22 protein-coding genes, 2 tRNA genes and 3 rRNA genes are annotated in these 26,978 nt (G+C 48.4%); 19 read left to right on the forward strand and 8 right to left on the reverse strand.

Annotation, left to right across the window (positions count from 1 at the left end):
* Window positions 1-77: 77 nt before the first annotated feature.
* On the reverse strand, window positions 78-1,259 hold the full coding sequence (locus CYJ98_RS00995; RefSeq protein ID WP_101755936.1) for an efflux RND transporter periplasmic adaptor subunit: 1,182 nt from the start codon (window positions 1,257-1,259) through the stop codon (window positions 78-80).
* Between the two features lie 287 nt (window positions 1,260-1,546).
* On the opposite strand from CYJ98_RS00995, the gene CYJ98_RS01000 reads away from it, so the two are divergent.
* A complete protein-coding gene (locus CYJ98_RS01000) occupies window positions 1,547-1,975 on the forward strand; it encodes a type IV pilin protein (RefSeq protein WP_101755937.1) in 429 nt (142 codons plus the stop codon).
* A 108-nt stretch (window positions 1,976-2,083) separates the two neighbouring features.
* On the opposite strand, the gene nusB is transcribed toward CYJ98_RS01000, so the two are convergent.
* From nusB to CYJ98_RS01015, 3 genes are all read right to left on the reverse strand, one after another.
* Window positions 2,084-2,512, reverse strand: a complete 429-nt coding sequence (gene nusB / locus CYJ98_RS01005) for a transcription antitermination factor NusB (protein WP_049350952.1) — start codon at window positions 2,510-2,512, stop codon at window positions 2,084-2,086.
* Between the two features lie 121 nt (window positions 2,513-2,633).
* Complete coding sequence (gene ribH / locus CYJ98_RS01010) at window positions 2,634-3,113, reverse strand: 6,7-dimethyl-8-ribityllumazine synthase (RefSeq protein WP_036493252.1); 480 nt, start codon at window positions 3,111-3,113, stop codon at window positions 2,634-2,636.
* A 93-nt stretch (window positions 3,114-3,206) separates the two neighbouring features.
* Entirely contained in the window at window positions 3,207-3,530 is a 324-nt protein-coding gene (locus CYJ98_RS01015) for a DUF2185 domain-containing protein (RefSeq protein WP_003748560.1), read from the reverse strand.
* 254 nt (window positions 3,531-3,784) lie between these two features.
* Between CYJ98_RS01015 and rnc the strand changes: the two genes are divergently transcribed.
* On the forward strand, window positions 3,785-4,504 hold the full coding sequence (gene rnc / locus CYJ98_RS01020; RefSeq protein ID WP_003683027.1) for a ribonuclease III: 720 nt from the start codon (window positions 3,785-3,787) through the stop codon (window positions 4,502-4,504).
* A 64-nt stretch (window positions 4,505-4,568) separates the two neighbouring features.
* Window positions 4,569-5,498, forward strand: a complete 930-nt coding sequence (era, locus tag CYJ98_RS01025) for a GTPase Era (RefSeq protein ID WP_036493257.1) — start codon at window positions 4,569-4,571, stop codon at window positions 5,496-5,498.
* A 64-nt stretch (window positions 5,499-5,562) separates the two neighbouring features.
* On the opposite strand, the gene coaBC is transcribed toward era, so the two are convergent.
* On the reverse strand, window positions 5,563-6,741 hold the full coding sequence (gene coaBC / locus CYJ98_RS01030; RefSeq protein ID WP_162817331.1) for a bifunctional phosphopantothenoylcysteine decarboxylase/phosphopantothenate--cysteine ligase CoaBC: 1,179 nt from the start codon (window positions 6,739-6,741) through the stop codon (window positions 5,563-5,565).
* A gap of 45 nt (window positions 6,742-6,786) precedes the next feature.
* Window positions 6,787-8,016, reverse strand: coding sequence for a tetratricopeptide repeat protein (locus tag CYJ98_RS01035; RefSeq protein ID WP_101755939.1), 1,230 nt, complete (start codon window positions 8,014-8,016; stop codon window positions 6,787-6,789).
* A 526-nt stretch (window positions 8,017-8,542) separates the two neighbouring features.
* On the opposite strand from CYJ98_RS01035, the gene CYJ98_RS01040 reads away from it, so the two are divergent.
* From CYJ98_RS01040 to apaG, 12 genes are all read left to right on the forward strand, one after another.
* A 16S ribosomal RNA gene (locus CYJ98_RS01040) occupies window positions 8,543-10,083 on the forward strand.
* A 105-nt stretch (window positions 10,084-10,188) separates the two neighbouring features.
* Window positions 10,189-10,265: transfer RNA gene (locus tag CYJ98_RS01045), tRNA-Ile, on the forward strand.
* A gap of 5 nt (window positions 10,266-10,270) precedes the next feature.
* A tRNA-Ala gene (locus CYJ98_RS01050) sits at window positions 10,271-10,346 on the forward strand.
* A 348-nt stretch (window positions 10,347-10,694) separates the two neighbouring features.
* Window positions 10,695-13,583 (forward strand): 23S ribosomal RNA (locus CYJ98_RS01055).
* Window positions 13,584-13,678: 95 nt separating this feature from the next.
* Window positions 13,679-13,792, forward strand: a 5S ribosomal RNA gene (rrf, locus tag CYJ98_RS01060).
* Together the 16S, 23S and 5S rRNA genes with 2 tRNA genes alongside form the textbook arrangement of a ribosomal RNA operon.
* 379 nt (window positions 13,793-14,171) lie before the next feature.
* Window positions 14,172-14,459, forward strand: coding sequence for a ComEA family DNA-binding protein (locus tag CYJ98_RS01065; protein WP_004520163.1), 288 nt, complete (start codon window positions 14,172-14,174; stop codon window positions 14,457-14,459).
* 433 nt (window positions 14,460-14,892) lie between these two features.
* Window positions 14,893-15,741, forward strand: coding sequence for a presqualene diphosphate synthase HpnD (gene hpnD, locus CYJ98_RS01070; RefSeq protein WP_101756104.1), 849 nt, complete (start codon window positions 14,893-14,895; stop codon window positions 15,739-15,741).
* On the forward strand, window positions 15,738-17,045 hold the full coding sequence (hpnE, locus tag CYJ98_RS01075; protein ID WP_101756105.1) for a hydroxysqualene dehydroxylase HpnE: 1,308 nt from the start codon (window positions 15,738-15,740) through the stop codon (window positions 17,043-17,045). Before hpnD ends, hpnE begins: the two co-directional genes overlap by 4 nt.
* A 95-nt stretch (window positions 17,046-17,140) precedes the next feature.
* On the forward strand, window positions 17,141-17,860 hold the full coding sequence (locus CYJ98_RS01080; protein WP_003747583.1) for an SDR family oxidoreductase: 720 nt from the start codon (window positions 17,141-17,143) through the stop codon (window positions 17,858-17,860).
* A 187-nt stretch (window positions 17,861-18,047) separates the two neighbouring features.
* Window positions 18,048-19,004 carry a thiamine-phosphate kinase gene (gene thiL / locus CYJ98_RS01085; protein ID WP_101756106.1) on the forward strand — a complete coding sequence of 319 codons (957 nt, stop codon included), beginning with the start codon at window positions 18,048-18,050 and terminating at the stop codon, window positions 19,002-19,004.
* Complete coding sequence (locus CYJ98_RS01090) at window positions 18,997-19,485, forward strand: phosphatidylglycerophosphatase A (protein WP_063068949.1); 489 nt, start codon at window positions 18,997-18,999, stop codon at window positions 19,483-19,485. Before thiL ends, CYJ98_RS01090 begins: the two co-directional genes overlap by 8 nt.
* A 96-nt stretch (window positions 19,486-19,581) precedes the next feature.
* Window positions 19,582-19,950: a Co2+/Mg2+ efflux protein ApaG gene (gene apaG / locus CYJ98_RS01095; RefSeq protein ID WP_003682575.1), complete on the forward strand. Its 369-nt coding sequence runs from the start codon at window positions 19,582-19,584 to the stop codon at window positions 19,948-19,950.
* A gap of 66 nt (window positions 19,951-20,016) precedes the next feature.
* Here the strand turns inward: apaG and CYJ98_RS01100 are convergent, their stop codons facing one another.
* Entirely contained in the window at window positions 20,017-20,313 is a 297-nt protein-coding gene (locus CYJ98_RS01100) for a DUF2288 domain-containing protein (protein ID WP_101756107.1), read from the reverse strand.
* Between the two features lie 270 nt (window positions 20,314-20,583).
* Between CYJ98_RS01100 and CYJ98_RS01105 the strand changes: the two genes are divergently transcribed.
* From CYJ98_RS01105 to CYJ98_RS01120, 4 genes are all read left to right on the forward strand, one after another.
* A complete protein-coding gene (locus CYJ98_RS01105; protein ID WP_180947886.1) occupies window positions 20,584-21,309 on the forward strand; it encodes a metal ABC transporter ATP-binding protein in 726 nt (241 codons plus the stop codon).
* Between the two features lie 76 nt (window positions 21,310-21,385).
* Window positions 21,386-22,261, forward strand: coding sequence for a metal ABC transporter permease (locus tag CYJ98_RS01110; RefSeq protein ID WP_003685375.1), 876 nt, complete (start codon window positions 21,386-21,388; stop codon window positions 22,259-22,261).
* Between the two features lie 79 nt (window positions 22,262-22,340).
* The gene (locus CYJ98_RS01115) at window positions 22,341-23,246 is read left to right on the forward strand and encodes a metal ABC transporter solute-binding protein, Zn/Mn family (RefSeq protein WP_101756109.1); all 906 of its coding nucleotides are present in this window, start codon (window positions 22,341-22,343) and stop codon (window positions 23,244-23,246) included.
* Window positions 23,247-23,513: 267 nt separating this feature from the next.
* A complete protein-coding gene (locus CYJ98_RS01120; RefSeq protein WP_101756110.1) occupies window positions 23,514-24,851 on the forward strand; it encodes a sodium-dependent transporter in 1,338 nt (445 codons plus the stop codon).
* A 127-nt stretch (window positions 24,852-24,978) separates the two neighbouring features.
* Here the strand turns inward: CYJ98_RS01120 and CYJ98_RS01125 are convergent, their stop codons facing one another.
* Window positions 24,979-26,964, reverse strand: coding sequence for a TonB-dependent copper receptor (locus CYJ98_RS01125; protein ID WP_101756111.1), 1,986 nt, complete (start codon window positions 26,962-26,964; stop codon window positions 24,979-24,981).
* Window positions 26,965-26,978 lie beyond the last annotated feature (14 nt).

Raw genomic sequence — 26,978 nt, forward strand, 5'->3', positions numbered from 1 at the left:
TTTCCGGGCGAAAAATAGAAATACAGGAACTAAGGCCGTCTGAAACACAGCCAAACCTTTCAGACGGCCTTAATCAATCAGCGAGGAGGGCCGCCACCCATCATCGCGCGTTCGCTGCTCTTATTCTTTTCATCTGCGCTCATTTCAGAAACGATCACTTTTTCGCCTTCTTTCAAGCCGCTTTTGATTTCGGTATTCATGCTGTCTTTCAAACCGACGGTTACTTCGCGTTCTACCGCTTTATTGTCTGCGCCCAAAATGCTGACATAGGATTTGCCGTTATGCTTTTTCACAGTCAGTGTCGGTACCAGTAAGACGTTTTTCACGCCGTTGATTTCAATCGTGTTTTGAGTGGTCATGCCGATGGAAAGTTTGCCGTCGGAATTTGGCACCAAGGCGCGGGCATAGTAGTAAATCGCATTGGAAGTCGTGTCCGTGCTGCTGGTGTAGCTGCCCAAAGACATGGTGGTCAGGCCGGGGTCGACGCTGTCCAATTTCGCTTTAATCGGGGTGTCCGGTTCGGACAAAATGGTGAACGAAATATCCTGACCGGCTTTGACTTTAGTAATATCGCCTTCGGCAATCTGCATTTTGTTTAACATGGTTTCCAGATTGGCCAGTTGGATAATGGTCGGCGTAGATTGCGCCGCATTGACGGATTGGCCTTCCTCAACAGGAATGGCGACTACGGTGCCGTCCATGGTGGCGGTAATCCGCGTGTGTCCCAGTTCGGATTCGGCTGTATTGATGGAGATTTTGGATTGTTTGATGGAGGCCTTCAGTTCGGCGACATTGGCTTTGGCTGCGGCTAAAGAGTCTTGTGCAGATTCCAAATCTTCTTTGGAAGTGGCCTGTTCTTTCCATAAGGCAAGTTCGCGTTTATATTTTTTCTCCGCACTGGAAAGCGCAATTTCGGCAGAAACCAATTTTGCCTGATAAGTTTCCAGTTTGGATTTTTCGGTATTTAAGGTATTGAGCTGATTGGTTGAGTCGATTTCTGCAATCAAATCGCCTTTTTTCACTTGTTGGCCCAGTTTCACATACAATTTTTTAATCTGACCCGAAGCTTCCGCGCCTACGGATACCAAATTGGAAGGCGAGATTTCGCCGGTTGCCGATACGGTTTGACGGATATCGCCGCGTTTGACCACTTCCGTAATAAAAGAAGACTGAGGCTCAGGCTTCATCAAAGACCAGCCGCCGAAAGCCGCAGCCACGATAACAGCCGTACCGGCCGCCCACTTGAAAACTTTAGACATATAAAAGGAACCAATTCAATAAAATAACGTCGCAGACAAGCAACAAATGTATTGATAGAAACAAAAAAACAACTGGATTTTACTGTAAAGACCAAGGCCAACCAAGAGACGGTCGGTTTAAATTGAAGTTTAACTTATTGAAATAGAAAATAAAGGGCTGGAAACATTTTTCAGAACTTGCACCTCATTTACATAAATTCCCAAACTCCCTCCGAATCTGAACATTTAAGCCGCAAGAAATACTATAATATCCACGTCTTATTCTAATTATTCACGACATAAATACAATGAAACATCAACAAGGCTTCACGCTTATCGAGCTGCTGATAGTCATTGTGATTGCAGCCATTCTTGCTACCATCGCATATCCGTCTTATCAAAACTACATCCGCCAAACGCGCCTTGCCGCCGTCCGCACGCAGATGCTGCATAACGCCCAACAGCTCGAACGCTACTACACTCAAAAAAGTACATTTGAAGGGTTTTCTGATGAAAATTTACAGCAGAATCAATATTTCAATATTAGTTTTTCCGAAGGTACGGCTTCTATGCCTAATCCTTCCGATTCAGGTTATATTTTGAAGGCTGAACCCAATAAAGAAACCAACGCTAATGAAACCTGTACCGTTTATTACAACGACAGCGGTATTACCTGGGCAAAAAACAGCAATAAACAAAACTGTCCCGGCTATGAAACGCTCACAGATGAGAAATAAACAAAGGCCGTCTGAATTTCAGACGGCCTTTTTGATGGTTTGGCTGTATAAGCAGATGAGCCTAAACAGGGCAAAGATCAGTAATTTTGACCTGATGTGAAGTCAATCTTAGCCTTTGCGGCGCGGTTCGTCAGGGCGGATACGGGAAGCCAGTTGGTCGAGGATGCCGTTGACGAATTTATGGCCATCGGTACCGCCGAAAGTTTTAGTAACTTCGATGGCTTCGTTGATGATGACAGGATAGGGGGTCTCAGGCATAGTGCTCAGCTCATGGCAGGCAACCAGCAAAACGGCGCGTTCGATAGGGCTGAGGTCTTTTTCGTCGCGGTCGAGCAGGGGGCTGATTTTTTCCATGTATTCTTCGGCATGGGTTTGTGCGCCGAAAAACAGTTTGTTGAACAGCTCTTCATCCATATTGGATGTTTGGGACAGTTCGTGGATGTTTTTAGCGATTTCAGGAGCGGCGGTTTTGTTGATGCCTGCTTGATAAATGGCTTGTACGGCAAGCTCGCGTGCGCGGCGGCGTGGGCTTTTCATGGGTATTCCTTGTGAAGAGAGTGCCGATGGTTGTCGGCTGAATATTGAATGATTCAGACGGCCTCAATATCATGATTGAGAGGCCGTCTGAAAATATGCGGTATTCAATACGGGGAGAAGTTTATTCTTCGTCGTCTTCGTATTGTTCTGACAAAAGATGGTTGACCAAGTTGGCACATTCTACGGCAACTTTGGCTGCATCGGAGGCTTTTTCTTCGATACGTGCAACGGCTTGTTCGTCGTTTTCAGTCGTCAGGATGGCGTTGGCGATAGGGATGTTGTAGTCAAGGGCAACGCGGCTGACACCTGCACCGGACTCATTGGATACCAATTCAAAGTGGTAGGTTTCGCCACGAATGACAACGCCGATGGCAATCAGGGCATCGAATTGTTCGGATGAAGCGAGGTTCATCAGCGCGATAGGCACTTCAAGCGCGCCGGGAACGGTGGCAAGCGTGATGTTGTCTTCGGATACGCCCAATTCTTTTAGGGTGCGGCAGCAAACTTTGACCATTTCGCTGCCGATTTCGTTGGTGAAGCGGGCTTGAACGATGCCGATGCGCAGGTTGGTGCCATCGAGGCGTGGTTCGATAATGTTCATGATGATTCCTTCAATATTTGTGAAATAGGGATTCGGCTCGGTTTCAGACGGCCTTGTTATAAAGAAGGCCGTCTGAAACGAAATGGGGATGGATTATTCTTGCGGCTGCCAATCGGCAACGGCTTGGAACTCGCCGTCTTCGTTCAATTCCCACGCGCTGCCTTCTGCCTGAGTTAGCAGGGGCGCGATGTCGGGATTGTCTGCGGTAATGGCGGAGAGGCTGACAATGCTGAAATTGTCGGGATTGTCGGTGTATTCGTCGGTTTCGTCGCCGCTGAAAATACGCCAGCCGCTGTCGTTTTCAAACACGGGGGCTTCGCGGTAGAGGAAGCCGACGGGCTCGCCTTGTTCGGCGACGGTGTTGGTAACGATGCAGCGGTCGAGCGCTGCGGCCAATGCTTGGGCAAATTTGTTCATGGAGTTGACAAAGAGATGATTTGGCATGATTTTACACGATTCGCCGCTTTTCCGCACGGATGTGTGCAGGGGCGGTTTGATGGTACAATGTCGGCAAGTGCCGTCAGGTTTGAACATGACGGCTTTTGATTGTTTATCGGCTTGAGGGACGCAAGAAACAATGAGCCAAAATAAAAAAGTTGCCGGTGTAGCCTTTTTATTTTGTTTCACTGCGGATGAGGCGTGCTTTCCGGCTGTTTTTTTGAAAGTATGGAATGAAACCTGATTTGCTCAAACAGCAGGCGCATCGAGCGATTCAAAAGCGTCTGGGCTATGAGTTCCGCAATATGGAGCTGCTTCAGCAGGCTTTGACCCACCGCAGCTACAATGCCAAACACAATGAGCGTTTTGAATTTGTCGGCGATTCGATTTTGAACTATTCTGTGGCGCGGATGTTGTTTGACGCGTTTCCGAAATTGTCGGAAGGCGAGTTGTCGCGGATGCGCGCGGCTTTGGTAAATGAAGGCGTGTTAGCTGAAATCGCGTTGGAAATGAATGTCGGCGACGGTTTGTATTTGGGTGCCGGCGAGTTGAAGAGCGGCGGTTTCAGACGGCCTTCGATTTTGGCCGACGCGATGGAAGCAATGTTTGCGGCGGTCAGCTTTGATGCTGATTTTTCTGCGGCGGAAAAAGTGGTTCGCCATTTGTTTGCGGAACGCGTGAAGCGTGCGGATTTGAATATCGGCAAGAAAGACAGTAAAACCGCTTTGCAGGAAGCCTTGCAGGCACGCCGCTTTGCCCTGCCGAAATACCGAATCGAAGAGCAGGCGGAGCAGACGGCTGATGCGATGTTTGTGATTTCCTGCGATTTGGGCGAACTTGGTTTCATCTGCAATGCACGCGGCAGCAGCCGGAAAGTAGCCGAGCAAAAAGCGGCATGTGAAGCCTTGGAGTGGTTGGAACAGAAGTTTCCTTTGAAAAAAGCTAAAAAATAATATTTCAGACGGCCTTTGAGAAAATGCAAAGGCCGTCTGAAACAATCAAGAAAGTCATATATAAATGGATATCGAAACCTTTTTGCAAAACGAGTCGCAACACCCGACGGATTATCGTTGCGGCTTTGTGGCCATCGTGGGTCGCCCGAATGTCGGCAAATCCACGCTGATGAACCATTTAATCGGTCAGAAAATCAGTATTACCAGTAAAAAAGCACAAACCACGCGCAACCGTGTAACCGGTATTTACACCGACGACACGGCGCAATTTGTGTTTGTCGATACGCCGGGTTTTCAAACCAATCACCGCAATGCCTTGAATGACCGTCTTAATCAAAACGTAACCGAAGCGTTGAGCGGCGTGGACGTAGTGGTTTTTGTGGTGGAAGCCATGCGCTTTACCGATGCCGACCGCGTGGTGTTGAAGCAGTTGCCTAAGCATACGCCCGTGGTATTGGTGGTCAATAAAATCGACAAAGATAAAGCCAAAGACAAATTTGCACTTGAGGCGTTTATCAATGAAGTGCGCCAAGAGTTTGAGTTTGCCGCCAGCGAGGCAGTCAGCGCGAAACATGGTTTGCGTATTGCCAATCTGCTGGAGCTGCTCAAGCCGTATCTGCCGGAAAGTATCCCGATGTATCCGGAAGATATGGTCACGGACAAATCCAGCCGATTCCTGGCGATGGAAATTGTGCGTGAAAAACTGTTCCGTTATTTGGGCGAAGAGTTGCCGTATGCGATGAATGTTGAAGTGGAGCAGTTTGAGGAAGAGGAAAGCGGATTGTTCCGCATTTATATCGCGGTGTTGGTCGATAAAGACAGCCAAAAGGCGATTTTGATTGGCAAGGGTGGGGAGAAGTTGAAGAAAATTTCTACTGAAGCCCGCCTTGATATGGAAAAATTGTTTGATACCAAAGTCTTTTTGAAGATTTGGGTGAAAGTGAAATCCGGTTGGGCAGACGATATTCGTTTTCTGCGCGAATTGGGTTTGTGATTTAATGTGTTTGAACAAAGGCCGTCTGAAAAATTTTCAGACGGCCTTTTGTTTTTTTGTTTTATCAAGACAACAATTCAGCCAAGCGTTTGACGATTTCATCCGCGGCTTCGCGTTTGGATGTTTCCGGAAATGAGGTTTCGGCAAGGTCATCAATAATGGTAATTTGGTTGGTTGGCTTGGCCATGGAAACGGAGACTTGGTTGGCCACCAGCATCGGTACGTTTTTGCGCAAACGTTTTGCCCGGGCAAATTCCAAAACCTGATGGCTTTCCGCAGCAAAGCCGACGCAGAATGGTGGAGAAGGCAGGGTGGCAACGGATGCAAGAATATCCGGATTTTCCGTCAGTTCGATAACCGGGGGGTGATTGCCGTTTTTCTTCAGTTTCTCGTTGCTGCTGTTTTTGACTTTATAGTCTGCAACGGCTGAAACGGAAATAAAAACATCTTGTTCATGGATATGGCGGTGAACTGCCTGATACATGGCTTCTGCGCTGACAGCCTGTTCGGAATGAGCCAAGCCTGCGGGTAAGGCCGTCTGAATTTGACCGTAAATCAGCGTGACTTTCGCTCCGGCAGCACGGCATGCACGTGCTAAAGCCATGCCCATTTGTCCGCTGGAAATATTGGTAATACCGCGGACAGGATCGATGGCTTCAAACGTTGCGCCGGCTGTAATCAGAACTTTTTTGCCGCTCAGCAGCTTGGGTGTCCATAAATCCTCTAGCAAATCAGCCAGATCGACCGCTTCGACCATCCTGCCAGTGCCTGTTTCACCGCAAGCCTGTTCGCCGCTGTTTGGGTCAAACACGGTAATGCCGTCTGAAACCAGCTGCTCAATATTGCGCAGGTTGGCAGGGTTGTTCCACATTTCGACATTCATTGCAGGCGCAACGGCCAAAGGACATTTTCTGGCTGCAGCCAAAGTAGTCAGCAGGTTGTCGGCCAATCCGTTGGCAATTTTGGCAATCGTATTGGCAGTTGCAGGCGCAATAAGAAATGCGTCGGCTTCTCGCGTCAGATTGATGTGCGCCATGCCATTATTGGAAGCACCTGAATAGGTATCCGATAAAACAGGATTGCCGGTTAAAGCTTGGAAAGTCAGCGGGGAGACAAATTCTGTCGCAGAATCTGTCATCACCACTGATACAGAATGTCCTTGCTTTTTCAGTAGTCTGACCAGTTCGCAAGATTTATACGCCGCAATACCGCCGGTAATGCCGAGGAGAATGTGTTTGCTCATAAATAACGGGTTCATTAAATGAGATATATTAGGAATCAAATCAAATTAGATTTGTTCGATGTTGATTCTGGCCAGCTTTGCTTTAATCGCATTACCATATCTCTTCGGCAAAAATGCTGAAACCACCCCGTTTTTCACTTCAGTCACATAACTGCAGACTTTAAATTCAGGAACAACATTGAGCGAGTAGTCCGGATTGACCAAAGGTGAAGCGCTGGAGTACAGCGTCCATCTTGCCAGACTGCCATCTTCATAATCAGTCGTTGCGTTAAAGCTGGTAACCCCTTCGCTGAAAGCGATTTGATAATTAGAGTAGAACTCTCCGGGAATTTCGTGTGCATTACAGAAATCAAATAATCTGTCATGTGCAAACAGATTCTGACGGATATAGGCCCACAATTCTTTTTCTAGAAAATCTTGGTCGGCAAAATGTCTGGAAGGGTAGCCTTCGTCGACAAAGTTTTGAATTCTTTCCTGCATATCTGGGACTGCACCCGCTTTAGCCCCCCACATACCCGCAAGAATCAGGGCAGTATGCGAGCCTGAGTCGCGAATAGTGTGGAATAGGGTGCCACTTTTTATCCATTCGGATACGGCCGCTGCATCACGATAACAAATAATAGAATCTGCATCACGGAAAATAACGTATTCAACCTCGGGATCATTGATGGCAAGAAAGCGCCACATCGTACCCGGCCAGTTGTCCAATGGAGCGCCAACCTTAATCACTTCTGCACCGTTATTTCTAAATCGTTGAATAGCTTCAGCCGATACAGAATCGTCGACATAAAAACGACATGTCCAACCAGGGAAAAGCACAGGCGCAAGCTGGGTATTTAATACGGCAGGCTCAATATATTTGGAATTATTGCCAAATAAAGAAAAGGAGATAATCCGTTTGCCGTTTTTTGGAGCTGGTGTTGGAATGATTTCATGTTCTAGGTCTGGGATGGCTTTATCTTTTAGAACCAAAGCCTGATGACCGTAAAATCCGGTTTTTTCCCAATTATCTAGAGCGCCATAAGCATGGGCAAGTAAATCCAAAGCAGGAATATAGGTGCTATCCAGCTCTAACGTTTTCATTTCAGCCTCAATGGCTTTTTCCCATTTCAATTGCTTCAGATAGGCATAAGCAACTTTATGATGAAATTCTGCAGATTGCGGATTGAGAAGGCAAAGAATCTCGGCACGTTTTAGCGCTTCCTCGTAATTTTCCTCTTCGATAAAAGAGTGATATGCTTGTTCAAATTTTTGTTGAATCTTTTCGTTACTCATAATAGGGACTATTCTAAATTTATGATTGTTTTATTGGAGAAAGTATAGATTGTAAGAGTAGATAGGGCTAAAGCGCCAGTAATAATAGAGATATAGAGTGTTTGAATGTGGCAATTAAGAGTAAAGCCGCAGGACTATTTATCTTTGGGTATCTGTTTTATCTATCGAACGATAAAATCCAATAAATTTTAAATTATTTAAATACAGATAGTTGTGAAAAATTTTTTAATTTTTTTAAAATCGGGTGTTGACTGGTTTTGTTGGGAGGCGTATAGTTCGGTTCTTCGCTGCTGACGCGGTGAAGAAAACGAAGCAGACAGTATAACACAGTTAGTTAGAATTTTCGATAATTTTAGTTGACATTTGCTAAATGTACTGTATAATTCGATTCGCTCTTTAAAAAACAGATTACCGATAAGTGTGAGTGCATTAGGCCTCACACTGTTTAAAAGACAGACAAGATAATGTTTTAGACATTGTCCTGTCGGTTTCTTTGAAGCAGACCAGAAGTTATAAGTTAGAGATTGAACATAAGAGTTTGATCCTGGCTCAGATTGAACGCTGGCGGCATGCTTTACACATGCAAGTCGGACGGCAGCACAGAGAAGCTTGCTTCTTGGGTGGCGAGTGGCGAACGGGTGAGTAATATATCGGAACGTACCGAGTAATGGGGGATAACTAATCGAAAGATTAGCTAATACCGCATATTCTCTGAGGAGGAAAGCAGGGGACCTTCGGGCCTTGCGTTATTCGAGCGGCCGATATCTGATTAGCTAGTTGGTGGGGTAAAGGCCTACCAAGGCGACGATCAGTAGCGGGTCTGAGAGGATGATCCGCCACACTGGGACTGAGACACGGCCCAGACTCCTACGGGAGGCAGCAGTGGGGAATTTTGGACAATGGGCGCAAGCCTGATCCAGCCATGCCGCGTGTCTGAAGAAGGCCTTCGGGTTGTAAAGGACTTTTGTCAGGGAAGAAAAGGCTGTTGCTAATACCGACAGCTGATGACGGTACCTGAAGAATAAGCACCGGCTAACTACGTGCCAGCAGCCGCGGTAATACGTAGGGTGCGAGCGTTAATCGGAATTACTGGGCGTAAAGCGAGCGCAGACGGTTACTTAAGCAGGATGTGAAATCCCCGGGCTCAACCTGGGAACTGCGTTCTGAACTGGGTGACTAGAGTGTGTCAGAGGGAGGTAGAATTCCACGTGTAGCAGTGAAATGCGTAGAGATGTGGAGGAATACCGATGGCGAAGGCAGCCTCCTGGGATAACACTGACGTTCATGCTCGAAAGCGTGGGTAGCAAACAGGATTAGATACCCTGGTAGTCCACGCCCTAAACGATGTCAATTAGCTGTTGGGCAACTTGATTGCTTAGTAGCGTAGCTAACGCGTGAAATTGACCGCCTGGGGAGTACGGTCGCAAGATTAAAACTCAAAGGAATTGACGGGGACCCGCACAAGCGGTGGATGATGTGGATTAATTCGATGCAACGCGAAGAACCTTACCTGGTCTTGACATGTACGGAATCCTCCAGAGACGGAGGAGTGCCTTCGGGAACCGTAACACAGGTGCTGCATGGCTGTCGTCAGCTCGTGTCGTGAGATGTTGGGTTAAGTCCCGCAACGAGCGCAACCCTTGTCATTAGTTGCCATCATTTAGTTGGGCACTCTAATGAGACTGCCGGTGACAAGCCGGAGGAAGGTGGGGATGACGTCAAGTCCTCATGGCCCTTATGACCAGGGCTTCACACGTCATACAATGGTCGGTACAGAGGGTAGCCAAGCCGCGAGGTGGAGCCAATCTCACAAAACCGATCGTAGTCCGGATTGCACTCTGCAACTCGAGTGCATGAAGTCGGAATCGCTAGTAATCGCAGGTCAGCATACTGCGGTGAATACGTTCCCGGGTCTTGTACACACCGCCCGTCACACCATGGGAGTGGGGGATACCAGAAGTAGGTAGGGTAACCGCAAGGAGCCCGCTTACCACGGTATGCTTCATGACTGGGGTGAAGTCGTAACAAGGTAGCCGTAGGGGAACCTGCGGCTGGATCACCTCCTTTCTAGAGAAAGAAGAGGTCTGATGCATTCACACTTATCGGTAAACTGTAAAAGATGCGGAAGAGAAAAGCTTGAGTGAAGACAAGATTCGCTTAAGAAGAGAATCCGGGTTTGTAGCTCAGCTGGTTAGAGCACACGCTTGATAAGCGTGGGGTCGGAGGTTCAAGTCCTCCCAGACCCACCAAGAACGGGGGCATAGCTCAGTTGGTAGAGCACCTGCTTTGCAAGCAGGGGGTCATCGGTTCGATCCCGTTTGCCTCCACCAAGAACTTTACAAATCAAAGGAAGCCTGCTATACTTAGCAGCTTATTTTGATTTGCGAAGTGAAATATCGACGCATCGATCTTTAACAAATTGGAAAGCCGAAATCAACAAACAAAGACAATGAGTTTGTTTTGATTTTTTGTTCTTTGCAAAGGATAAAAAATCTCTCGCAAGAGAAAAGAAAACAAACACAGTATTTGGGTGATGATTGTATCGACTTAATCCTGAAACACAAAAGGCAGGATTAAGACACAACAAAGTAGTAAGCTTTATCAAAGTAGGAATTTCAAGTTTGCTTCCCTAGTCAACGGGTAGGCAAACGAAGTCAAAGAGGTTCTTGAAATGATAGAGTCAAGTGAATAAGTGCATCAGGTGGATGCCTTGGCGATGATAGGCGACGAAGGACGTGTAAGCCTGCGAAAAGCGTGGGGGAGCTGGCAATAAAGCTATGATCCCGCGATGTCCGAATGGGGAAACCCACCTCTTAGGAGGTATCCTTATCTGAATACATAGGATAAGCGAAGCGAACCCGGAGAACTGAACCATCTAAGTACCCGGAGGAAAAGAAATCAACCGAGATTCCGCAAGTAGTGGCGAGCGAACGCGGAGGAGCCTGTACGTAATAACTGTCGAGATAGAAGAACAAGCTGGGAAGCTTGACCATAGTGGGTGATAGTCCCGTATTCGAAATCTCAACAGTGGTACTAAGCGTACGAAAAGTAGGGCGGGACACGTGAAATCCTGTCTGAATATGGGGGGACCATCCTCCAAGGCTAAATACTCATCATCGACCGATAGTGAACCAGTACCGTGAGGGAAAGGCGAAAAGAACCCCGGGAGGGGAGTGAAATAGAACCTGAAACCTGATGCATACAAACAGTGGGAGCACCCTTGTGGTGTGACTGCGTACCTTTTGTATAATGGGTCAACGACTTACATTCAGTAGCGAGCTTAACCGAATAGGGGAGGCGTAGGGAAACCGAGTCTTAATAGGGCGAACAGTTGCTGGGTGTAGACCCGAAACCGAGTGATCTATCCATGGCCAGGTTGAAGGTGCCGTAACAGGTACTGGAGGACCGAACCCACGCATGTTGCAAAATGCGGGGATGAGCTGTGGATAGGGGTGAAAGGCTAAACAAACTCGGAGATAGCTGGTTCTCCCCGAAAACTATTTAGGTAGTGCCTCGAGCAAGACACTGATGGGGGTAAAGCACTGTTATGGCTAGGGGGTTATTGCAACTTACCAACCCATGGCAAACTAAGAATACCATCAAGTGGTTCCTCGGGAGACAGACAGCGGGTGCTAACGTCCGTTGTCAAGAGGGAAACAACCCAGACCGCCAGCTAAGGTCCCAAATGATAGATTAAGTGGTAAACGAAGTGGGAAGGCCCAGACAGCCAGGATGTTGGCTTAGAAGCAGCCATCATTTAAAGAAAGCGTAATAGCTCACTGGTCGAGTCGTCCTGCGCGGAAGATGTAACGGGGCTCAAATCTATAACCGAAGCTGCGGATGCCAGTTTACTGGCATGGTAGGGGAGCGTTCTGTAGGCCGATGAAGGTGCATTGTAAAGTGTGCTGGAGGTATCAGAAGTGCGAATGTTGACATGAGTAGCGATAAAGCGGGTGAAAAGCCCGCTCGCCGAAAGCCCAAGGTTTCCTACGCAACGTTCATCGGCGTAGGGTGAGTCGGCCCCTAAGGCGAGGCAGAAATGCGTAGTCGATGGGAAACAGGTTAATATTCCTGTACTTGATTCAAATGCGATGTGGGGACGGAGAAGGTTAGGTTAGCAAGCTGTTGGAATAGCTTGTTTAAGCCGGTAGGTGGAAGACTTAGGCAAATCCGGGTCTTCTTAACACCGAGAAGTGACGACGAGTGTCTACGGACATGAAGTAACCGATACCACGCTTCCAGGAAAAGCCACTAAGCTTCAGTTTGAATTGAACCGTACCGCAAACCGACACAGGTGGGCAGGATGAGAATTCTAAGGCGCTTGAGAGAACTCGGGAGAAGGAACTCGGCAAATTGATACCGTAACTTCGGGAGAAGGTATGCCCTCTAAGGTTAAGGACTTGCTCCGTAAGCCCTGGAGGGTCGCAGAGAATAGGTGGCTGCGACTGTTTATTAAAAACACAGCACTCTGCTAACACGAAAGTGGACGTATAGGGTGTGACGCCTGCCCGGTGCTGGAAGGTTAATTGAAGATGTGCAAGCATCGGATCGAAGCCCCAGTAAACGGCGGCCGTAACTATAACGGTCCTAAGGTAGCGAAATTCCTTGTCGGGTAAGTTCCGACCCGCACGAATGGCGTAACGATGGCCACACTGTCTCCTCCCGAGACTCAGCGAAGTTGAAGTGGTTGTGAAGATGCAATCTACCCGCTGCTAGACGGAAAGACCCCGTGAACCTTTACTGTAGCTTTGCATTGGACTTTGAAGTCACTTGTGTAGGATAGGTGGGAGGCTTTGAAGCAGAGACGCCAGTCTCTGTGGAGCCGTCCTTGAAATACCACCCTGGTGTCTTTGAGGTTCTAACCCAGACCCGTAATCCGGGTCGGGGACCGTGCATGGTAGGCAGTTTGACTGGGGCGGTCTCCTCCCAAAGAGTAACGGAGGAGTTCGAAGGTTACCTAGGTCCGGTCGGAAATCGGACTGATAGTGCAATGGCAAAAGGTAGCTTAACTGCGAGACCGACAAGTCGAGCAGGTGCGAAAGCAGGACATAGTGATCCGGTGGTTCTGTATGGAAGGGCCATCGCTCAACGGATAAAAGGTACTCCGGGGATAACAGGCTGATTCCGCCCAAGAGTTCATATCGACGGCGGAGTTTGGCACCTCGATGTCGGCTCATCACATCCTGGGGCTGTAGTCGGTCCCAAGGGTATGGCTGTTCGCCATTTAAAGTGGTACGTGAGCTGGGTTTAAAACGTCGTGAGACAGTTTGGTCCCTATCTGCAGTGGGCGTTGGAAGTTTGACGGGGGCTGCTCCTAGTACGAGAGGACCGGAGTGGACGAACCTCTGGTGTACCGGTTGTAACGCCAGTTGCATAGCCGGGTAGCTAAGTTCGGAAGAGATAAGCGCTGAAAGCATCTAAGCGCGAAACTCGCCTGAAGATGAGACTTCCCTTGTGGTTTAACCACACTAAAGAGTCGTTCGAGACCAGGACGTTGATAGGTGGGGTGTGGAAGCGCGGTAACGCGTGAAGCTAACCCATACTAATTGCTCGTGAGGCTTGACTCTATCATTTGAAGAACTTCAAAGATAAAAGCTTACTGACTGATTCAGTCATCACCATTTATACTGATTAAGGCTTTACCGATTTGTAACAGTTTAAGTTTGGCGGCCATAGCGAGTTGGTCCCACGCCTTCCCATCCCGAACAGGACCGTGAAACGACTCAGCGCCGATGATAGTGTGGTTCTTCCATGTGAAAGTAGGTCACCGCCAAACACCCATTCCGAAGCCCCCGACTGATGTCGGGGGCTTTTTACATGCCTGTCGTTTCTGTCGGTTTGGCGGCAGAATTGGGGTAACAGGTGTTGGGACCAAACATTGGGGTAGTGATGTGCCGGTGTTTATGGAGTAGTCGTGCATCTTGGTATTGGAATCGGAAATATTTACCCTGTTGTTATTCTTGCACAAAAGTACCGAAAGTTACGGTTAACCGTTTGGAATATTTGAAATTAAACGGTATTTGCGTTATTATGTCGTATGCATTTATATGGAGTAGGGCCGTGTTCTACTGTCGTGTGGCAGTGTCTGCGGGGAAGTAAAACCGTCCTGCAGCCGGCCCGGTTGATTCAATCCAACACGTTATAGGAAAACCCTGATGAAGAAATTTTTATTTGGTGTCTTTGCCGCCGTGTGTACGGCATTCTCTTTGGCTGCCGTGAATGTCAATACGGCCTCTTCTGCCGAGCTGGAGGCATTGCCGGGTATCGGCCCGGCTAAGGCGAAAGCGATTGTGGAATACCGTCAGAAGAACGGTGCGTTCAAATCGGTGGAGGAGCTGAAAAACGTGAAGGGCATCGGTGATGCGGTGCTGAACAAGTTGAAGGCGGAGGCGACGGTTTCTTCTGCCGCGCCTAAGGCTGCACAGCCTGCCGTGAAAAAATAAGCCGGACTCTGCCTATATGCCGCCCTGCGGCCGAACCGTTTGCCGGTTGGGCCACGGGGCGGCTTTGTTTGGGGGTGGCAATGAGAGCTTGGACCACTGGGGGCTTTATATTGGGTAAAGGGATAAACGGATAAGGTGCCTCTTGTTGGATAGGGATATAAAAGATAAAGGGAATTAAAGATATGTACTTAAAAACATTTGTTGGCAAACGGAATGGAGCAACTGTGCAGAGGGGGTACTCTTTGATACAGCTGTTGGTGGTGATACTGCTGGTTTCGATCTTGGCGACGTAAGATATTAGGCCGTCTGAAAGATACTTAAAATTAGCTTTCAGACGGCCTTGTTGTAAGATGAGTTTTTGATATTGGCGTACTTTTTTAAATACAGATAAAATCCCTGCTAATTATTTATAACGATATTTTTAGGATACACAGTGCTTGCTTTGGATTATTGTCACCAAAAGGCTGCAGAAAGCCATTCCAGTTTTTTATCCGGCTTTCGTTTTTTATCGGTAGAAAAACGGAATGCGATCACTGTTTTATATGCTTTTTGTCGCGAACTAGATGATGTGGTTGATGGTTGTACCGATCTAAATGTAGCTCAGATAACGTTGAACTGGTGGCGCAGTGATTTGGAGAAAGTATTCAACAATGAGATGCCTGAGCATCCCGTTCATCAAGCTTTAAAAGATATTCGGGCAAGTTTTGATTTGCCGAAGAATGAATTTGAAGCTTTGATTGATGGCATGCAGATGGATTTGGAGCAGGCTCGTTATGGTAGTTTTGATGAATTAAAACTGTATTGTCATCGTGTTGCTGGAGTAGTGGGGTGTCTTATTGCACGGATTTTAGGTTTTTCAAATCCCCAAACTTTGGAATATGCGGACAAAATGGGCTTGGCTTTGCAGTTGACGAACATTATTCGTGATGTGGGCGAAGATGCGCGGCAGGGAAGAATTTATCTGCCGATAGAGGAAATGCAGAAATTTGATGTGCCTGCCAACGTCATTATGCAGTGCAAACCGACAGACAATTTTGCGAAATTAATGCAGTTTCAAGTGGATAGGGCGCGTGAAACTTATCGTGAGGCTATGTTGCTTTTGCCGGCTGCGGATAAGAAATCGCAAAAAGTCGGTCTGATTATGGCGGCTATTTATTATGCGTTGTTAAATGAAATCGACCGCGATGGTGTGCAAAATGTGTTGACTTACAAAATTGCGATTCCTTCTCCCCGTAAAAAACGTATTGCTTTGAAAACTTGGCTGTTTGGATTTAAACCATGAATACTCAGCGTCCAAAAATTGCTGTGATTGGTGCCGGTTGGGCAGGTCTGTCTGCGGCGGTTTCTCTGATTCATCGAGCTGATATTGCTTTGTTTGAGGCTGGGAGACAGGCTGGCGGTAGAGCGCGTGCCTTAGCCGGGAAAAATGATGGATTCAGCTTTTTGGATAATGGGCAGCATATCTTGTTGGGCGCGTATCATGGTGTTCAAACTTTGATGCAACATATTGGCGTTCAACCCGAGTCAGCCTTTTTACGCCAGCCTTTGCAATGGTACATCCATGAAGGATTACAGTTTCAGACGGCCTCTCTGCCTGCGCCTTGGCATTTGCTTGTCGGCATCCTACGTGTGAAAAATCTTTCTTTTTCATTGAAAATCAAATTGCTGTCGGATATGTCGGCATTGCGACGTTGGGCAGCTCATCATAAAACCGATTTGACGGTTGCAAAGTGGTTGAGAACACGAAATGTTCCGCGCAGCCTGCTTGGCCAATTTTGGCAACCTTTGGTTTGGAGTGCTTTAAATACACCGTTAGAACAGGCATCGTTGCGCATTTTATGTAATGTATTGAATGATGGTGTGTGGTCTGAAAAGGCGAACAGTGATTATCTTTTGCCTAAGCAGGATTTAGGGCGGATCGTAGCCGAACCGGCTTTGGATTTTCTGCACAAGCATGGTGCAAAGATACATCTTGAAACTCGTGTTTCCCATTTAAACCATCATATTGATGGACGAATTGAAATCAATGGCGAAGTATTTGATGCGGTTGTTTTGGCTGTTGCGCCATATCATGTTGACGCGCTTTTGCCTGAAGATACGCCTGACTATATTCAGACGGCCTATCAATCGTTGCATTACCATGCGATTACTACGGTTTATTTGCGTTATGCCCAAACAGTCAAACTACCTGCGCCTTTAACCGGTCTTGACGATGGTACGGCGCAATGGGTGCTGCATCGGGGGGCATTGGGTTTGCCGGATAATGAAGTCGCGGTTGTCATCAGCGTTTCCGATTACACCGAGGCTTGGAAGGATAAAGATTTAGCCGAGAAAATTCATGCGGACATTAAGCGGGTTTGTCCGGATTTGGATAAACCCGAAGCCGTACGCATTATTACGGAAAAACGCGCGACTACGGCGGCAACGGTTGATTTTGTACAACCTGATTTCTCATGGCTGCACCATCGCCGTATTTATCCGGCCGGCGACTACCTCCATCCGCGCTATCCTGCAACATTGGAAGCGGCGGTTCAGTCAGGTTTTGCCGCGGCTGAAAAGCTTATGCTGGATTTGCGGTTTGAATAAACTGAGGCCGTCTGAATGTTCAGACGGCCTTTTTGACTTTACAAAACTTACCAAGCCGATACAATATCCGAAACCATAAAGTTCAAGGAAAAGTCATGACGACATTAGCGGACAAAACCATCTTGGTTACCGGCGCATCCCAAGGCTTGGGCGAGCAGGTTGCCAAAGCCTATGCGGCGGCCGGAGCGACTGTCATTTTGGTGGCGCGTCATCAAAAGCGTTTGGAAAAAGTATATGATGCCATTGTGGCTGCGGGCAGCCCAGAGCCGTTTGCCATCTGCTTTGATTTGATGAGCGCTGAGGAAAAAGAATTTAAACAGTTTGCGGAAACCATTGATGAAGCTACCGGCGGAAAATTGGATGGCGTGGTGCATTGCGCCAGCTATTTCTATGCCTTGTCGCCATTGGATTTCCAAACCGTATCGGAATGGGTCAACCAATACCGTATCAATACCGTTGCGCCTATGGGCCTGACCCGTGCGCTGTTCCCATTGTTGAAGCAATCCGAAGACGCTTCTGTGATTTTTGTCGGCGAAAGCCACGGCGAAAAACCGCAAGCCTATTGGGGCGGTTTCGGAGCTTCTAAAGCCGCGCTTAATTATTTGTGTAAAGTGGCCGCGGACGAGTGGGAACGTTTTGACAATCTGCGTGCCAATGTTTTGGTGCCGGGGGCCATCAATTCGCCGCAACGTATCAAATCCCATCCGGGCGAATCGAAAAGCGAACGTAAAAACTACGAAGATGTCCTGCCGCAATTTATTTGGTGGGCAAGTCGAGAGAGCAGGGGGCGGACAGGCGAAATCGTCTATCTGTAAATCTACCTGCTCAGAGTGGTTTGAGAACATGAGGCCGTCTGAAATCTGTATTTTCAGACGGCCTTTAACTTATTGAGTTTTATATCTAAATAATATGGAAGTTTGATGTTTGACGTTTTAGCAGGCAAACATTAGGCTGGCACAAAATTAGATATAGTAATCTAAGTTATAGTTATATTGGATAAATATGACGGAATTTGACTTTATCAGACAATATTTGCAGCGACAAAAATCGGAAGGTTTGATTTTGGGCATAGGCGATGATGCCGCTATTATTCGCCCAAGTAACGGATTTGATTTATGTTTTAGCGCTGATATGTTGGTTAAGGGTAGACATTTTTTTGAAGATGTTTTGCCCGAAGATTTGGCATGGAAAATGCTTGCAGTAAATTTGTCCGATATGGCCGCAATGGGTGCCAAGCCACGTTGGGTGTTGCTCAGTGCTGCCTTGCCTGAATTGAATCAAGACTGGCTCAAACGTTTTTGCGATAGCTTTTTTGCTTTGGCCGCGCGTTTTGATACGGTGTTGATTGGTGGCGATACCACTAAAGGTGATTTGGTCTTTAATGTAACGATAGTAGGTGAAGTTCCGACAGGGCGTGCCCTGCGGCGTGATGCGGCCGAAGTCGGCGACGATATTTGGGTATCGGGTCGGTTGGGTTTGGCTGCTGCTGCGTTGAACAAACATCTTGGGCATTATCAATTGCCGTCTGAAATCATGGCAGTTTGCGATGATAAATTGCTCCGTCCGGAGCCGCGCGTTTCATTGGGTCAGGCATTGTTGCCGTTTGCCCATGCCGCGCAAGATGTTTCAGACGGCCTGGCTCAAGATGTGGGGCATATTTTAAAAGCCTCTGCTGTCGGTGCAGAAATATTTGCCGATTGTGTGCCGTCGTTGCCTGAATTGAAAAACGTTTTGTCGCGCGAACAATGGTTGTCGGCAGTATTGGCCGGCGGCGATGATTATGAACTGATTTTTACTGCTGCTCCAAAAGACAGTGAACGCGTTTGTCAGGCAGCGGAACAAAGTGGCGTACCGGTTGCCCGAATTGGTAAAATTACTGACTCAGGCCGTCTGAATATTTTGGATGCCAAAGGCGGCGTATTGGAACTGACTTCTTTAGGATTTGATCATTTTGGCTGAACGTAAACCTACTTTTTCTTGGCTGTTGCACAAACCATTGTGTTTTTTAGGATTCGGTTTCGGCAGCGGCTTGTCGCCGGTTGCGCCGGGTACGGCCGGAACGCTGGCAGCATTACCTCTGGCTTTTGTATTGTGCCTGTTGGGCATAGACGGCTGGATATTGCTTTTATTGTGTATCGCCTTGTTTTTCTGGGGTATCCGCATTTGCGGTTATACCGAGAGGGAACTGGGTATTCAGGATTACGGCGGTATCGTCTGGGATGAAATTGTCGCGATGCTGCTGGTGCTGTCGCTGATTCCTTTTAAATGGAGCTGGTGGCTGGCGGCTTTTGTTATTTTCCGCTTGTTTGATGCGTTGAAACCATGGCCGATCAAATGGTTTGACCGGCGGATTCATGGAGGTTTGGGCATTATGCTTGATGATTTGATTGCGGCTGCGATGACCTTGATGGTCTTGGGCCTGTTTTATTGGATCGCGTGATGCGCTTTAAGTGTTTCGACCCTTTGCAAAAATAGGGCGGGCACGCCGGAATTATCCGGATTGAAATAAAATAAATACCATACGGGGTAAACAATTATGAATGAAATCGAGATTAACGTGGAGCCGCGTTATATGGCCGGTCAGAGCGACGTCTATCGCGACCGCTATGCCTTCAATTATCTGATTACCATCTGCAACCGCAGTGATGAAATCATTACTTTGCGTCAGCGTTTTTGGGAAATCACCGACGGACACGGTGAGACAGAGCAGGTTGGTCATGCCGGCCTGATTGAAGAGCAACCTGTTTTGTACCCGGGCGAAGCCTATGAGTACAACAGTGGTTCGCAAATCAGCACGCCTTGGGGCAGCATCGAAGGCGCGTATGAGTTTGAAGACAGCATCGGCAAACGTTTCGTTATCGGGGTGCCGAAGCTTGAATTCAAAGCAGGCTTTACTTTGCAATAGGCCGTCTGAAAAATGAAAAACCGGAACATGGGAAATGTTCCGGTTTTGTTTTTTCAGACGGCCTCATCAGTCTTTGCAAGGCTGTACCAATACCCACGGCGCCACGACAACCGCCCACATTTCTTGCTTATCCGCTAAAAATGTGCGCGCCATATCATCGCTGATGGCACCGAATTTGCCTTGTTCCATCCATTGTTTCAATGGCGCGGCTTCATCTTCGGCAACATGGTGGGCGACGGCAATCAAATCCAAATCGGGCGCAACATAGACGGCGGCACCGCGTGCGAAGTGGGGTTGCAGCTCTTCCCATGAAATGCGGGCGGTTTCGGTATTGAGTTTTTCGTTTAAGAGTGGAATAGACATAGGACAATCATAAAATAAAAAATGGATTGTAACCGATATTCGGCCTTTTGCCCGATGCCGTCTGAAAACGAAAGAAATTTACAGGGTTAACGTTATACAGTATCATTTTAATGTTTTAATTTTCTTTCAGACGGCCTGTAGTCCGTATTCGGGCAAGGGCGGTTTTAGGCTTATGAATTCTGTATTGTTGACCGGATTGCTGCAAAGGCTGCTGATTGCGCTTGTCGCATTGGCGGCGTTGTGGGCTGTATATTTTTGGGCGGTGTCGCCATGAGTATCGTGGTGGAAAATCTGACGGTCAGCTATCAGCGCAGGCCGGTAGTGCACCATGTGGATATGGTGTTTGAAGATGGCAAGATGTGGACGATTTTCGGGCCGAACGGCGCGGGTAAATCGACTTTGCTCAAAGCCATTATGGGCTTGCAGAAGACGGACACGGGCAGCGTGCGCTATGAAAATATGGCGCGCAAGGACATTGCCTATCTGCCGCAGCAGTCGGACATTGACCGCAGCCAGCCGATGACGGTGTTTGAACTGGCGGCGATGGGGCTGTGGTATGAAATCGGCTTTTTCGGGCGTGTGAACGCGGCGCAGAAAAAGCGTGTGATGGCGGCTTTGGAACGCGTGGAAATGCAGGATTTTGCCACGCGCCAAATCGCGCACTTGTCCAATGGTCAGTTTCAACGCGTATTGTTTGCGCGGATGCTGGTGCAGAATGCCAAATTTTTGCTGCTGGATGAGCCGTTTAACGCGGTGGATGCGCGGACGACTTATGCGCTGTTGGAAGTTTTGCGCCAGTGCCATCAGGACGGTCAGGCAGTGATTGCCGTGTTGCATGATTACGAGCAGGTGCGGGCATATTTTGCCAACACGCTGCTTTTGGCGCGTGAAAAAGTGACTGCCGGTGCGACGGAAAATGTGTTGACCGATGAATTTTTGGCACAGGCAAACCGAATGATGCAGAAACAGGAAGCGGCCGATTGGTGCGCGGTTTAATGGACAAGGCCGTCTGAAAGTAAGTGTTTTTCAGACGGCCTAAGGCTTTCAGAGATTAATAAAAAAGCGATAAAACATGGATTTATATGATTTGGTCGTCGCGCCGTTTGCCGAATTTGACTTTATGCGCTATGCCTTGGCGTCGATTTTCTGCCTGGCATTGAGCGCGGCGCCTGTCGGTGTGTTTTTGGTGATGCGCCGCATGAGTTTGGTGGGCGATGCCTTGAGCCATGCGGTTTTGCCCGGTGCGGCCATTGGCTATATGTTTGCCGGTTTGAGTTTGCCTGCGATGAGTGTCGGCGGTTTTGCGGCCGGTTTGCTGATGGCTTTGCTGGCAGGTTTGGTCAGCCGGTTTACTTCATTGAAAGAAGATGCGAACTTTGCCGCATTTTATTTGAGCAGCCTTGCCATCGGTGTGGTTTTGGTCAGCAAAAACGGCAGCAGCGTCGATTTGCTGCATTTGCTGTTTGGCTCGGTGTTGGCGGTGGATATTCCGGCTTTGCAGCTGATTGCCGTTTCTGCGAGTGTGACTATTTTGCTGATGGCTGTGATGTTCCGTCCGCTGGTGTTGGAAAGCATAGACCCTTTGTTCCTCAAGGCTGTTGGCGGTAAGGGCGGCTTTTGGCATGTATTGTTTTTGGTGCTGGTCGTGATGAATCTTGTTGCCGGTTTTCAGGCATTGGGTACGCTGATGTCGGTAGGATTGATGATGTTGCCGGCGATTACCGCCAGACTGTGGGCAAAAAGCATGGGTTGGCTGATGATTTTGTCTGTCGCATTGGCTTTGCTTTGCGGCTTGGCAGGACTGTTGTTTTCCTACCATATCGAAATCCCGTCCGGCCCGGCGATTATTTTATGCTGCGGCACGCTTTACCTGATTTCCGTTGTGTTCGGTTGGGAAGGCGGCATTTTGGCAAAATGGCTGCGCCGCAAGAAACACCGCACGGCATGATTTTTCAGACGGCCGCTTGAATAATCAGGCGGTCTGTTTTATGATGATGTTAATGTTACGTTATATCACTGGAGAGAATATGAAACATTGGAAACTCGGCATCGTTGCCGCATTATTGACTGGTGCAGCTTATGCCGCTCCGCTGCCTGTTGTCACCAGCTTCAGTATTTTGGGCGACGTGGCCAAACAGATTGGTGGCGACCGTGTGGCCGTTCAAAGCTTGGTGGGCCCTAACCAAGACAGCCATGCCTACCACATGACCAGTGGCGACATCAAAAAAATCCGCAGTGCCAAATTGGTATTGCTCAACGGTTTGGGCTTGGAAGCCGCCGATGTACAGCGTGCAGTCAAACAGAGTAAAGTTCCTTTCGCCGAAGCGACCAAAGGCATTCAGGCTTTGAAATCAGAAGAGGGCGGCCATCATCATGACCACGATCACGAAGGCCATCATCACGATCACGGCGAGTTTGACCCGCACGTTTGGACCGACCCCGTCCTGATGGGTACTTATGCGCAAAACGTTGCCAATGCGCTGATTCAAGCCGACCCTGAAGGCAAAACCTACTATCAGCAACGTTTGGGCAACTATCAAATGCAGCTGAAAAAACTGCACAGTGATGCGCAGGCTGCCTTTAATGCCGTACCTGCCGCCAAGCGAAAAGTCTTGACCGGACACGATGCGTTCTCTTACATGGGCAAACGCTACAATATTGAATTTATCGCCCCTCAAGGCGTGAGCAGCGAAGCCGAGCCGTCTGCCAAACAAGTGGCTTCCATTATCCGCCAAATCAAACGCGAGGGTATTAAAGCCGTCTTTACTGAAAACATCAAAGACACGCGCATGATTGACCGTATTGCCAAAGAAACCGGCGTCAATGTCAGCGGCCGCCTGTATTCTGATGCATTGGGTGGCGCACCGGCCAACAGCTACATCGGCATGTACCGCTACAATGTCAAAGTTATGACCGATGCCATGAAAAAATAAAGCGGCTTAAGGATAAAGGTCGTCTGAAACCTTAAAAACAAGGTTTCAGACGGCCTTTTATATGCTTATTTTTAAAATAAACCGTCAAATTTAGAATATAAAAATAAAATTTATGCTATTGAAAGTTTAATTATCAAAAATTCATGCTAATTTGCTTGGTAAGTACGCACCATCCGTGCGAATTACTTATCGACTGTCTGCCAGCCACTCACGGCTTGACTTCACCCTGTTACAATTCGGCATCTTCACGTTTCTTAATATTACATCATGAGCAACCATTCATCTTGGTCATCTAAAATCGGCTTTGTGCTTGCTGCGGCAGGCTCGGCCATCGGTTTGGGTGCAATTTGGAAATTCCCTTATACAGCCGGTACCAACGGCGGCGCCGTATTTTTTCTTTTGTTTTTGATTTTCACTATTTTGGTAGCCTTGCCGGTTCAATTGGCCGAGTTTTACATCGGCCGTACGGGCGGTAAAAACGCCATCGATTCCTTCAAAGCATTGCGCCCGGGTTCGCAGTGGCCGTGGGTCGGCCGCATGGGTGTGGCCGCGTGTTTTATTTTGCTGTCGTTTTACAGCGTGGTCGGCGGTTGGGTATTGAACTACGTCGTACACAGCTTTACCGGCGAAATTCATGCCGGTGCAGACTTTGAAGCTTTGTTCGGCAAAACGATTTCTTCGCCGTTTGGTTCGCTGTTTTACCAAGGCTTGTTCATGCTGATTACCATTTGGGTGGTCAAAGGCGGCGTTTCAGACGGCATTGAAAAGGCAAACCGCGTGTTGATGCCGGGTTTGTTTATCCTCTTTATCGCGCTGGCTATCCGTTCGCTGACCTTGCCCGGCGCAATGGAGGGCGTGGCATTCTTGTTAAAACCGGATTGGTCGTATTTGAAACCGGGTACGATGCTGACTGCTTTGGGGCAGGCGTTTTTTGCTTTGAGTATCGGCGTGTCCGCGATGATTACCTATGCCTCGTATTTGGGTAAGGATCAGGATATGTTCCGTTCCGGCCATATGATTATGTGGATGAACCTGTTTGTGTCGCTGCTGGCCGGATTGGTGATTTTCCCTGCGGTATTTGCTTTCGGTTTTGAACCCGGTCAGGGCCCAGGTTTGATTTTTGTCGTATTGCCTGCGGTATTCATGAAAATGCCGATGGGTACATATTTGTTTGCCGTGTTTATGCTGTTGGTTGTCTTTGCGACGCTGACTTCCGCGTTTTCCATGCTGGAAACCGTGATCGCGGCAACCATCCGTCAAGACGAGAAAAAGCGCAGCAGCCACGCTTGGGTAACCGGCATTGCGATTTTCATAGTCGGTATCCCTTCGGCGCTGTCATTTGGCGTTTGGGGCGAGTTTAAAATTTTCGGCAAAACCATTTTTGATTTGTGGGACTTCATTATTTCCGCCGTCATCATGCCGATTGGCGCATTGAGCGTTGCTGTGTTTACGTCATGGGTTCAGGACAAACAGTCTGTTTTACGTGATGCGGGCATGGGTAGCACCATTCCGAAACAGTTGCTTTACCTGTGGCTGGGTGCGCTTCGCTATCTTGCGCCGATTGCGATTATTGTGGTGTTCATCAACTCTTTGGGTTTGATTTAATCTGATAGTGAGCAAACAGTCTGGCGTTGCATTGCTTCGCCGGACTGTTTGTTTAAAAACATCCTTAAAAATATTAAGGCCGTCTGAAAATTTTTCAGACGGCCTTTTTATATACGCGCGAGGCTGATTAGAACTTCGCTTGCAGTCTCAACCATGCAGTACGGCCGGGTTCGTTCACGCGCATGGTTTGAGTACCGGCAGACGGGTCGCCGCCGCGGCTGACGAATTCAGCATAGGTTTTGTTGAATACGTTGTCCACGCCGCCTTGCAATGTGGCGTATTTGCTGAATTTCCAACCGGCGTTGAGCGAGAGTACGCCAAAGCCTGAAGAGGCACCGATGTCTTGACCGACGATATTGCCTTGGCCTTTGCTGTAACGGTTTTGTTTGGCTACGACGCGCCATAATGCGCCCGCGCTGAATTTGCCGTTGTCAAAGGCGAGGGTGTTGTTCCACTCGAGCGGCGGAGTTTGTGCCAAAGGTTTACCGTCGGTACGGTTTTTGCCGTGGGTGTAGGCGAGGCTGGTGCCGACTTCCCAGTTAGGCGCAAATGTCCATTTGACTTCGGCTTCGCCGCCAAAGCGAGAAGCGTTTATGTTGCGTACGTTGAAATTCATCATGCCTTGGCGCTCCATCATGATGAAGTCTTTGATGTTGCTGCCGAATACGGATACAGATGCGTGGAGGTTAGGACGTTTCCAGATTACACCAGCATCGATTTGGCGGTTTTGCTCTGCGCGGATGGCTTTGTTTTCAGAGCGCAGGCGTTCCCAATAGTCAGGTGCGCGTTCGGCAATACCGAAGCCGGCATAGTATTTTAGGCCGTTGTCCGTATTTCTTTCCCAGCGCAGGAAGCCTGAGTTCAAATTGAATTTTTGATGTTTCAAAACGGGGTCGGTAACGCGCGCGGTATCATAATGCGCTTTGACTTGGTCATGGCGCAAACCTGCTACCCAGCGTTGATTGTCGGTTTGCTGCCAAGAAGCTTCGGTGAAAATACCCCATTGTTTGAAACTTTGGTTGGGCATATAAGGCTTGTGGCTGTAGCCGTCGCCACCACGCTCATGACGCGCGACGTGGACGTCATCCAAATAATCCAAACCGGTTTGCAGGTTGAGCTTGTCCCAGTCGAAAGTGGCTTTCAGACGGCCTGTATCGGTATTGCGTTTAGGGTTGTTGGCATTTTTAATCTGCTTGCCGGCAGGATTGTAGATGGTACGCAGGCTGTATGTGTCCATCACGTGGTCGATTTCGCTTTTACCGTAGCGCAGTTCCAACTCGCTGAACCATGGTGTGAGGTTGCGTTGGGTAAAACGGATATTCCACGCATCACGGTCGAATTTGCTGCCGTCCATCATGCGGTCGGCGTAGGCAACCTTGGCTCTGCTGCGCTCGTATGTGCCGGCAATGGTGGTATTTTCTGTCGGGGTAACACCCAGTTGCAACATTTGGCTGTCGCGTTTGAAGTTGGAGTGAATGCGGTTGCCGTCGCCGTCTTTGTAATCGTCGGCTTTGTTATGGGAGATATTGGTACGGACATAGCCGTATTTGCCGCCGAACTCGGCTTCCAGCGAGCCGTCAAGACGGTCGTTGCTGCCTGCCGTCAGGGTTGCGTTGATGTTGTAAGGTTTTTCAGTGAAATCAGGATCTTTACGGATAAATTGCACCGAGCCGCTGACCAAACCCATGCCTTGGGTAACGGTTTGCGGGCCTTTGGTGACCACGACTTTGTCAAATGAATTTGGGTGAATATAGGCAGTCGGCGGGTCCATGCGCATACCGCAACCACCATAAATAAACTGATCGTCGGCATTGACGGAGAGGCGCGAGCCGCCCAAGCCACGGAACAGCGGATCGCCCGAGCTGCCGCCTTTGCGGATGATGCTCATGTTGGGCACGGATTGTAAAAGGTCTGCCCCGTCTCCGGCAGGGAGGGGTTGCAAAGCAGCTTTGGGGTTGAAAGTAACGCGATTGGCTTTTTCTTGTTGTGTGCCGGTGACGGTGACGGTGACAGGGGAAAGGGTAACCGTTTCTTCAGGTGTAGGATCGGTATCTGCCCATGCTTGGGATACGGCTAAGGCAATGGGTAAGATAAGTAATGGTGGGTATTTCATATCGTTTCTCTCTA

The sequence above is a fragment of the Neisseria perflava genome (genome assembly GCF_002863305.2).
Lineage (GTDB): Bacteria > Pseudomonadota > Gammaproteobacteria > Burkholderiales > Neisseriaceae > Neisseria > Neisseria perflava_A.

Excerpts from the sequence above, each read along its gene's own strand:
- hpnE (WP_101756105.1), top strand. The coding sequence starts at position 15,738 with ATGAATACTCAGCGTCCAAAAATTGCTGTGATTGGTGCCGGTTGGGCA.
- nusB (WP_049350952.1), bottom strand. The coding sequence starts at position 2,512 with ATGAAAAGCCCACGCCGCCGCGCACGCGAGCTTGCCGTACAAGCCATT.
- CYJ98_RS01000 (WP_101755937.1), top strand. The coding sequence starts at position 1,547 with ATGAAACATCAACAAGGCTTCACGCTTATCGAGCTGCTGATAGTCATT.
- CYJ98_RS01015 (WP_003748560.1), bottom strand. The coding sequence starts at position 3,530 with ATGAACAAATTTGCCCAAGCATTGGCCGCAGCGCTCGACCGCTGCATC.
- coaBC (WP_162817331.1), bottom strand. The coding sequence starts at position 6,741 with ATGAGCAAACACATTCTCCTCGGCATTACCGGCGGTATTGCGGCGTAT.
- CYJ98_RS01110 (WP_003685375.1), top strand. The coding sequence starts at position 21,386 with ATGGATTTATATGATTTGGTCGTCGCGCCGTTTGCCGAATTTGACTTT.
- CYJ98_RS01125 (WP_101756111.1), bottom strand. The coding sequence starts at position 26,964 with ATGAAATACCCACCATTACTTATCTTACCCATTGCCTTAGCCGTATCC.
- CYJ98_RS00995 (WP_101755936.1), bottom strand. The coding sequence starts at position 1,259 with ATGTCTAAAGTTTTCAAGTGGGCGGCCGGTACGGCTGTTATCGTGGCT.
- CYJ98_RS01080 (WP_003747583.1), top strand. The coding sequence starts at position 17,141 with ATGACGACATTAGCGGACAAAACCATCTTGGTTACCGGCGCATCCCAA.
- CYJ98_RS01115 (WP_101756109.1), top strand. The coding sequence starts at position 22,341 with ATGAAACATTGGAAACTCGGCATCGTTGCCGCATTATTGACTGGTGCA.
- thiL (WP_101756106.1), top strand. The coding sequence starts at position 18,048 with ATGACGGAATTTGACTTTATCAGACAATATTTGCAGCGACAAAAATCG.
- CYJ98_RS01120 (WP_101756110.1), top strand. The coding sequence starts at position 23,514 with ATGAGCAACCATTCATCTTGGTCATCTAAAATCGGCTTTGTGCTTGCT.
- CYJ98_RS01100 (WP_101756107.1), bottom strand. The coding sequence starts at position 20,313 with ATGTCTATTCCACTCTTAAACGAAAAACTCAATACCGAAACCGCCCGC.
- ribH (WP_036493252.1), bottom strand. The coding sequence starts at position 3,113 with ATGAACATTATCGAACCACGCCTCGATGGCACCAACCTGCGCATCGGC.
- era (WP_036493257.1), top strand. The coding sequence starts at position 4,569 with ATGGATATCGAAACCTTTTTGCAAAACGAGTCGCAACACCCGACGGAT.
- CYJ98_RS01105 (WP_180947886.1), top strand. The coding sequence starts at position 20,584 with ATGAGTATCGTGGTGGAAAATCTGACGGTCAGCTATCAGCGCAGGCCG.
- CYJ98_RS01065 (WP_004520163.1), top strand. The coding sequence starts at position 14,172 with ATGAAGAAATTTTTATTTGGTGTCTTTGCCGCCGTGTGTACGGCATTC.
- apaG (WP_003682575.1), top strand. The coding sequence starts at position 19,582 with ATGAATGAAATCGAGATTAACGTGGAGCCGCGTTATATGGCCGGTCAG.
- CYJ98_RS01035 (WP_101755939.1), bottom strand. The coding sequence starts at position 8,016 with ATGAGTAACGAAAAGATTCAACAAAAATTTGAACAAGCATATCACTCT.
- rnc (WP_003683027.1), top strand. The coding sequence starts at position 3,785 with ATGAAACCTGATTTGCTCAAACAGCAGGCGCATCGAGCGATTCAAAAG.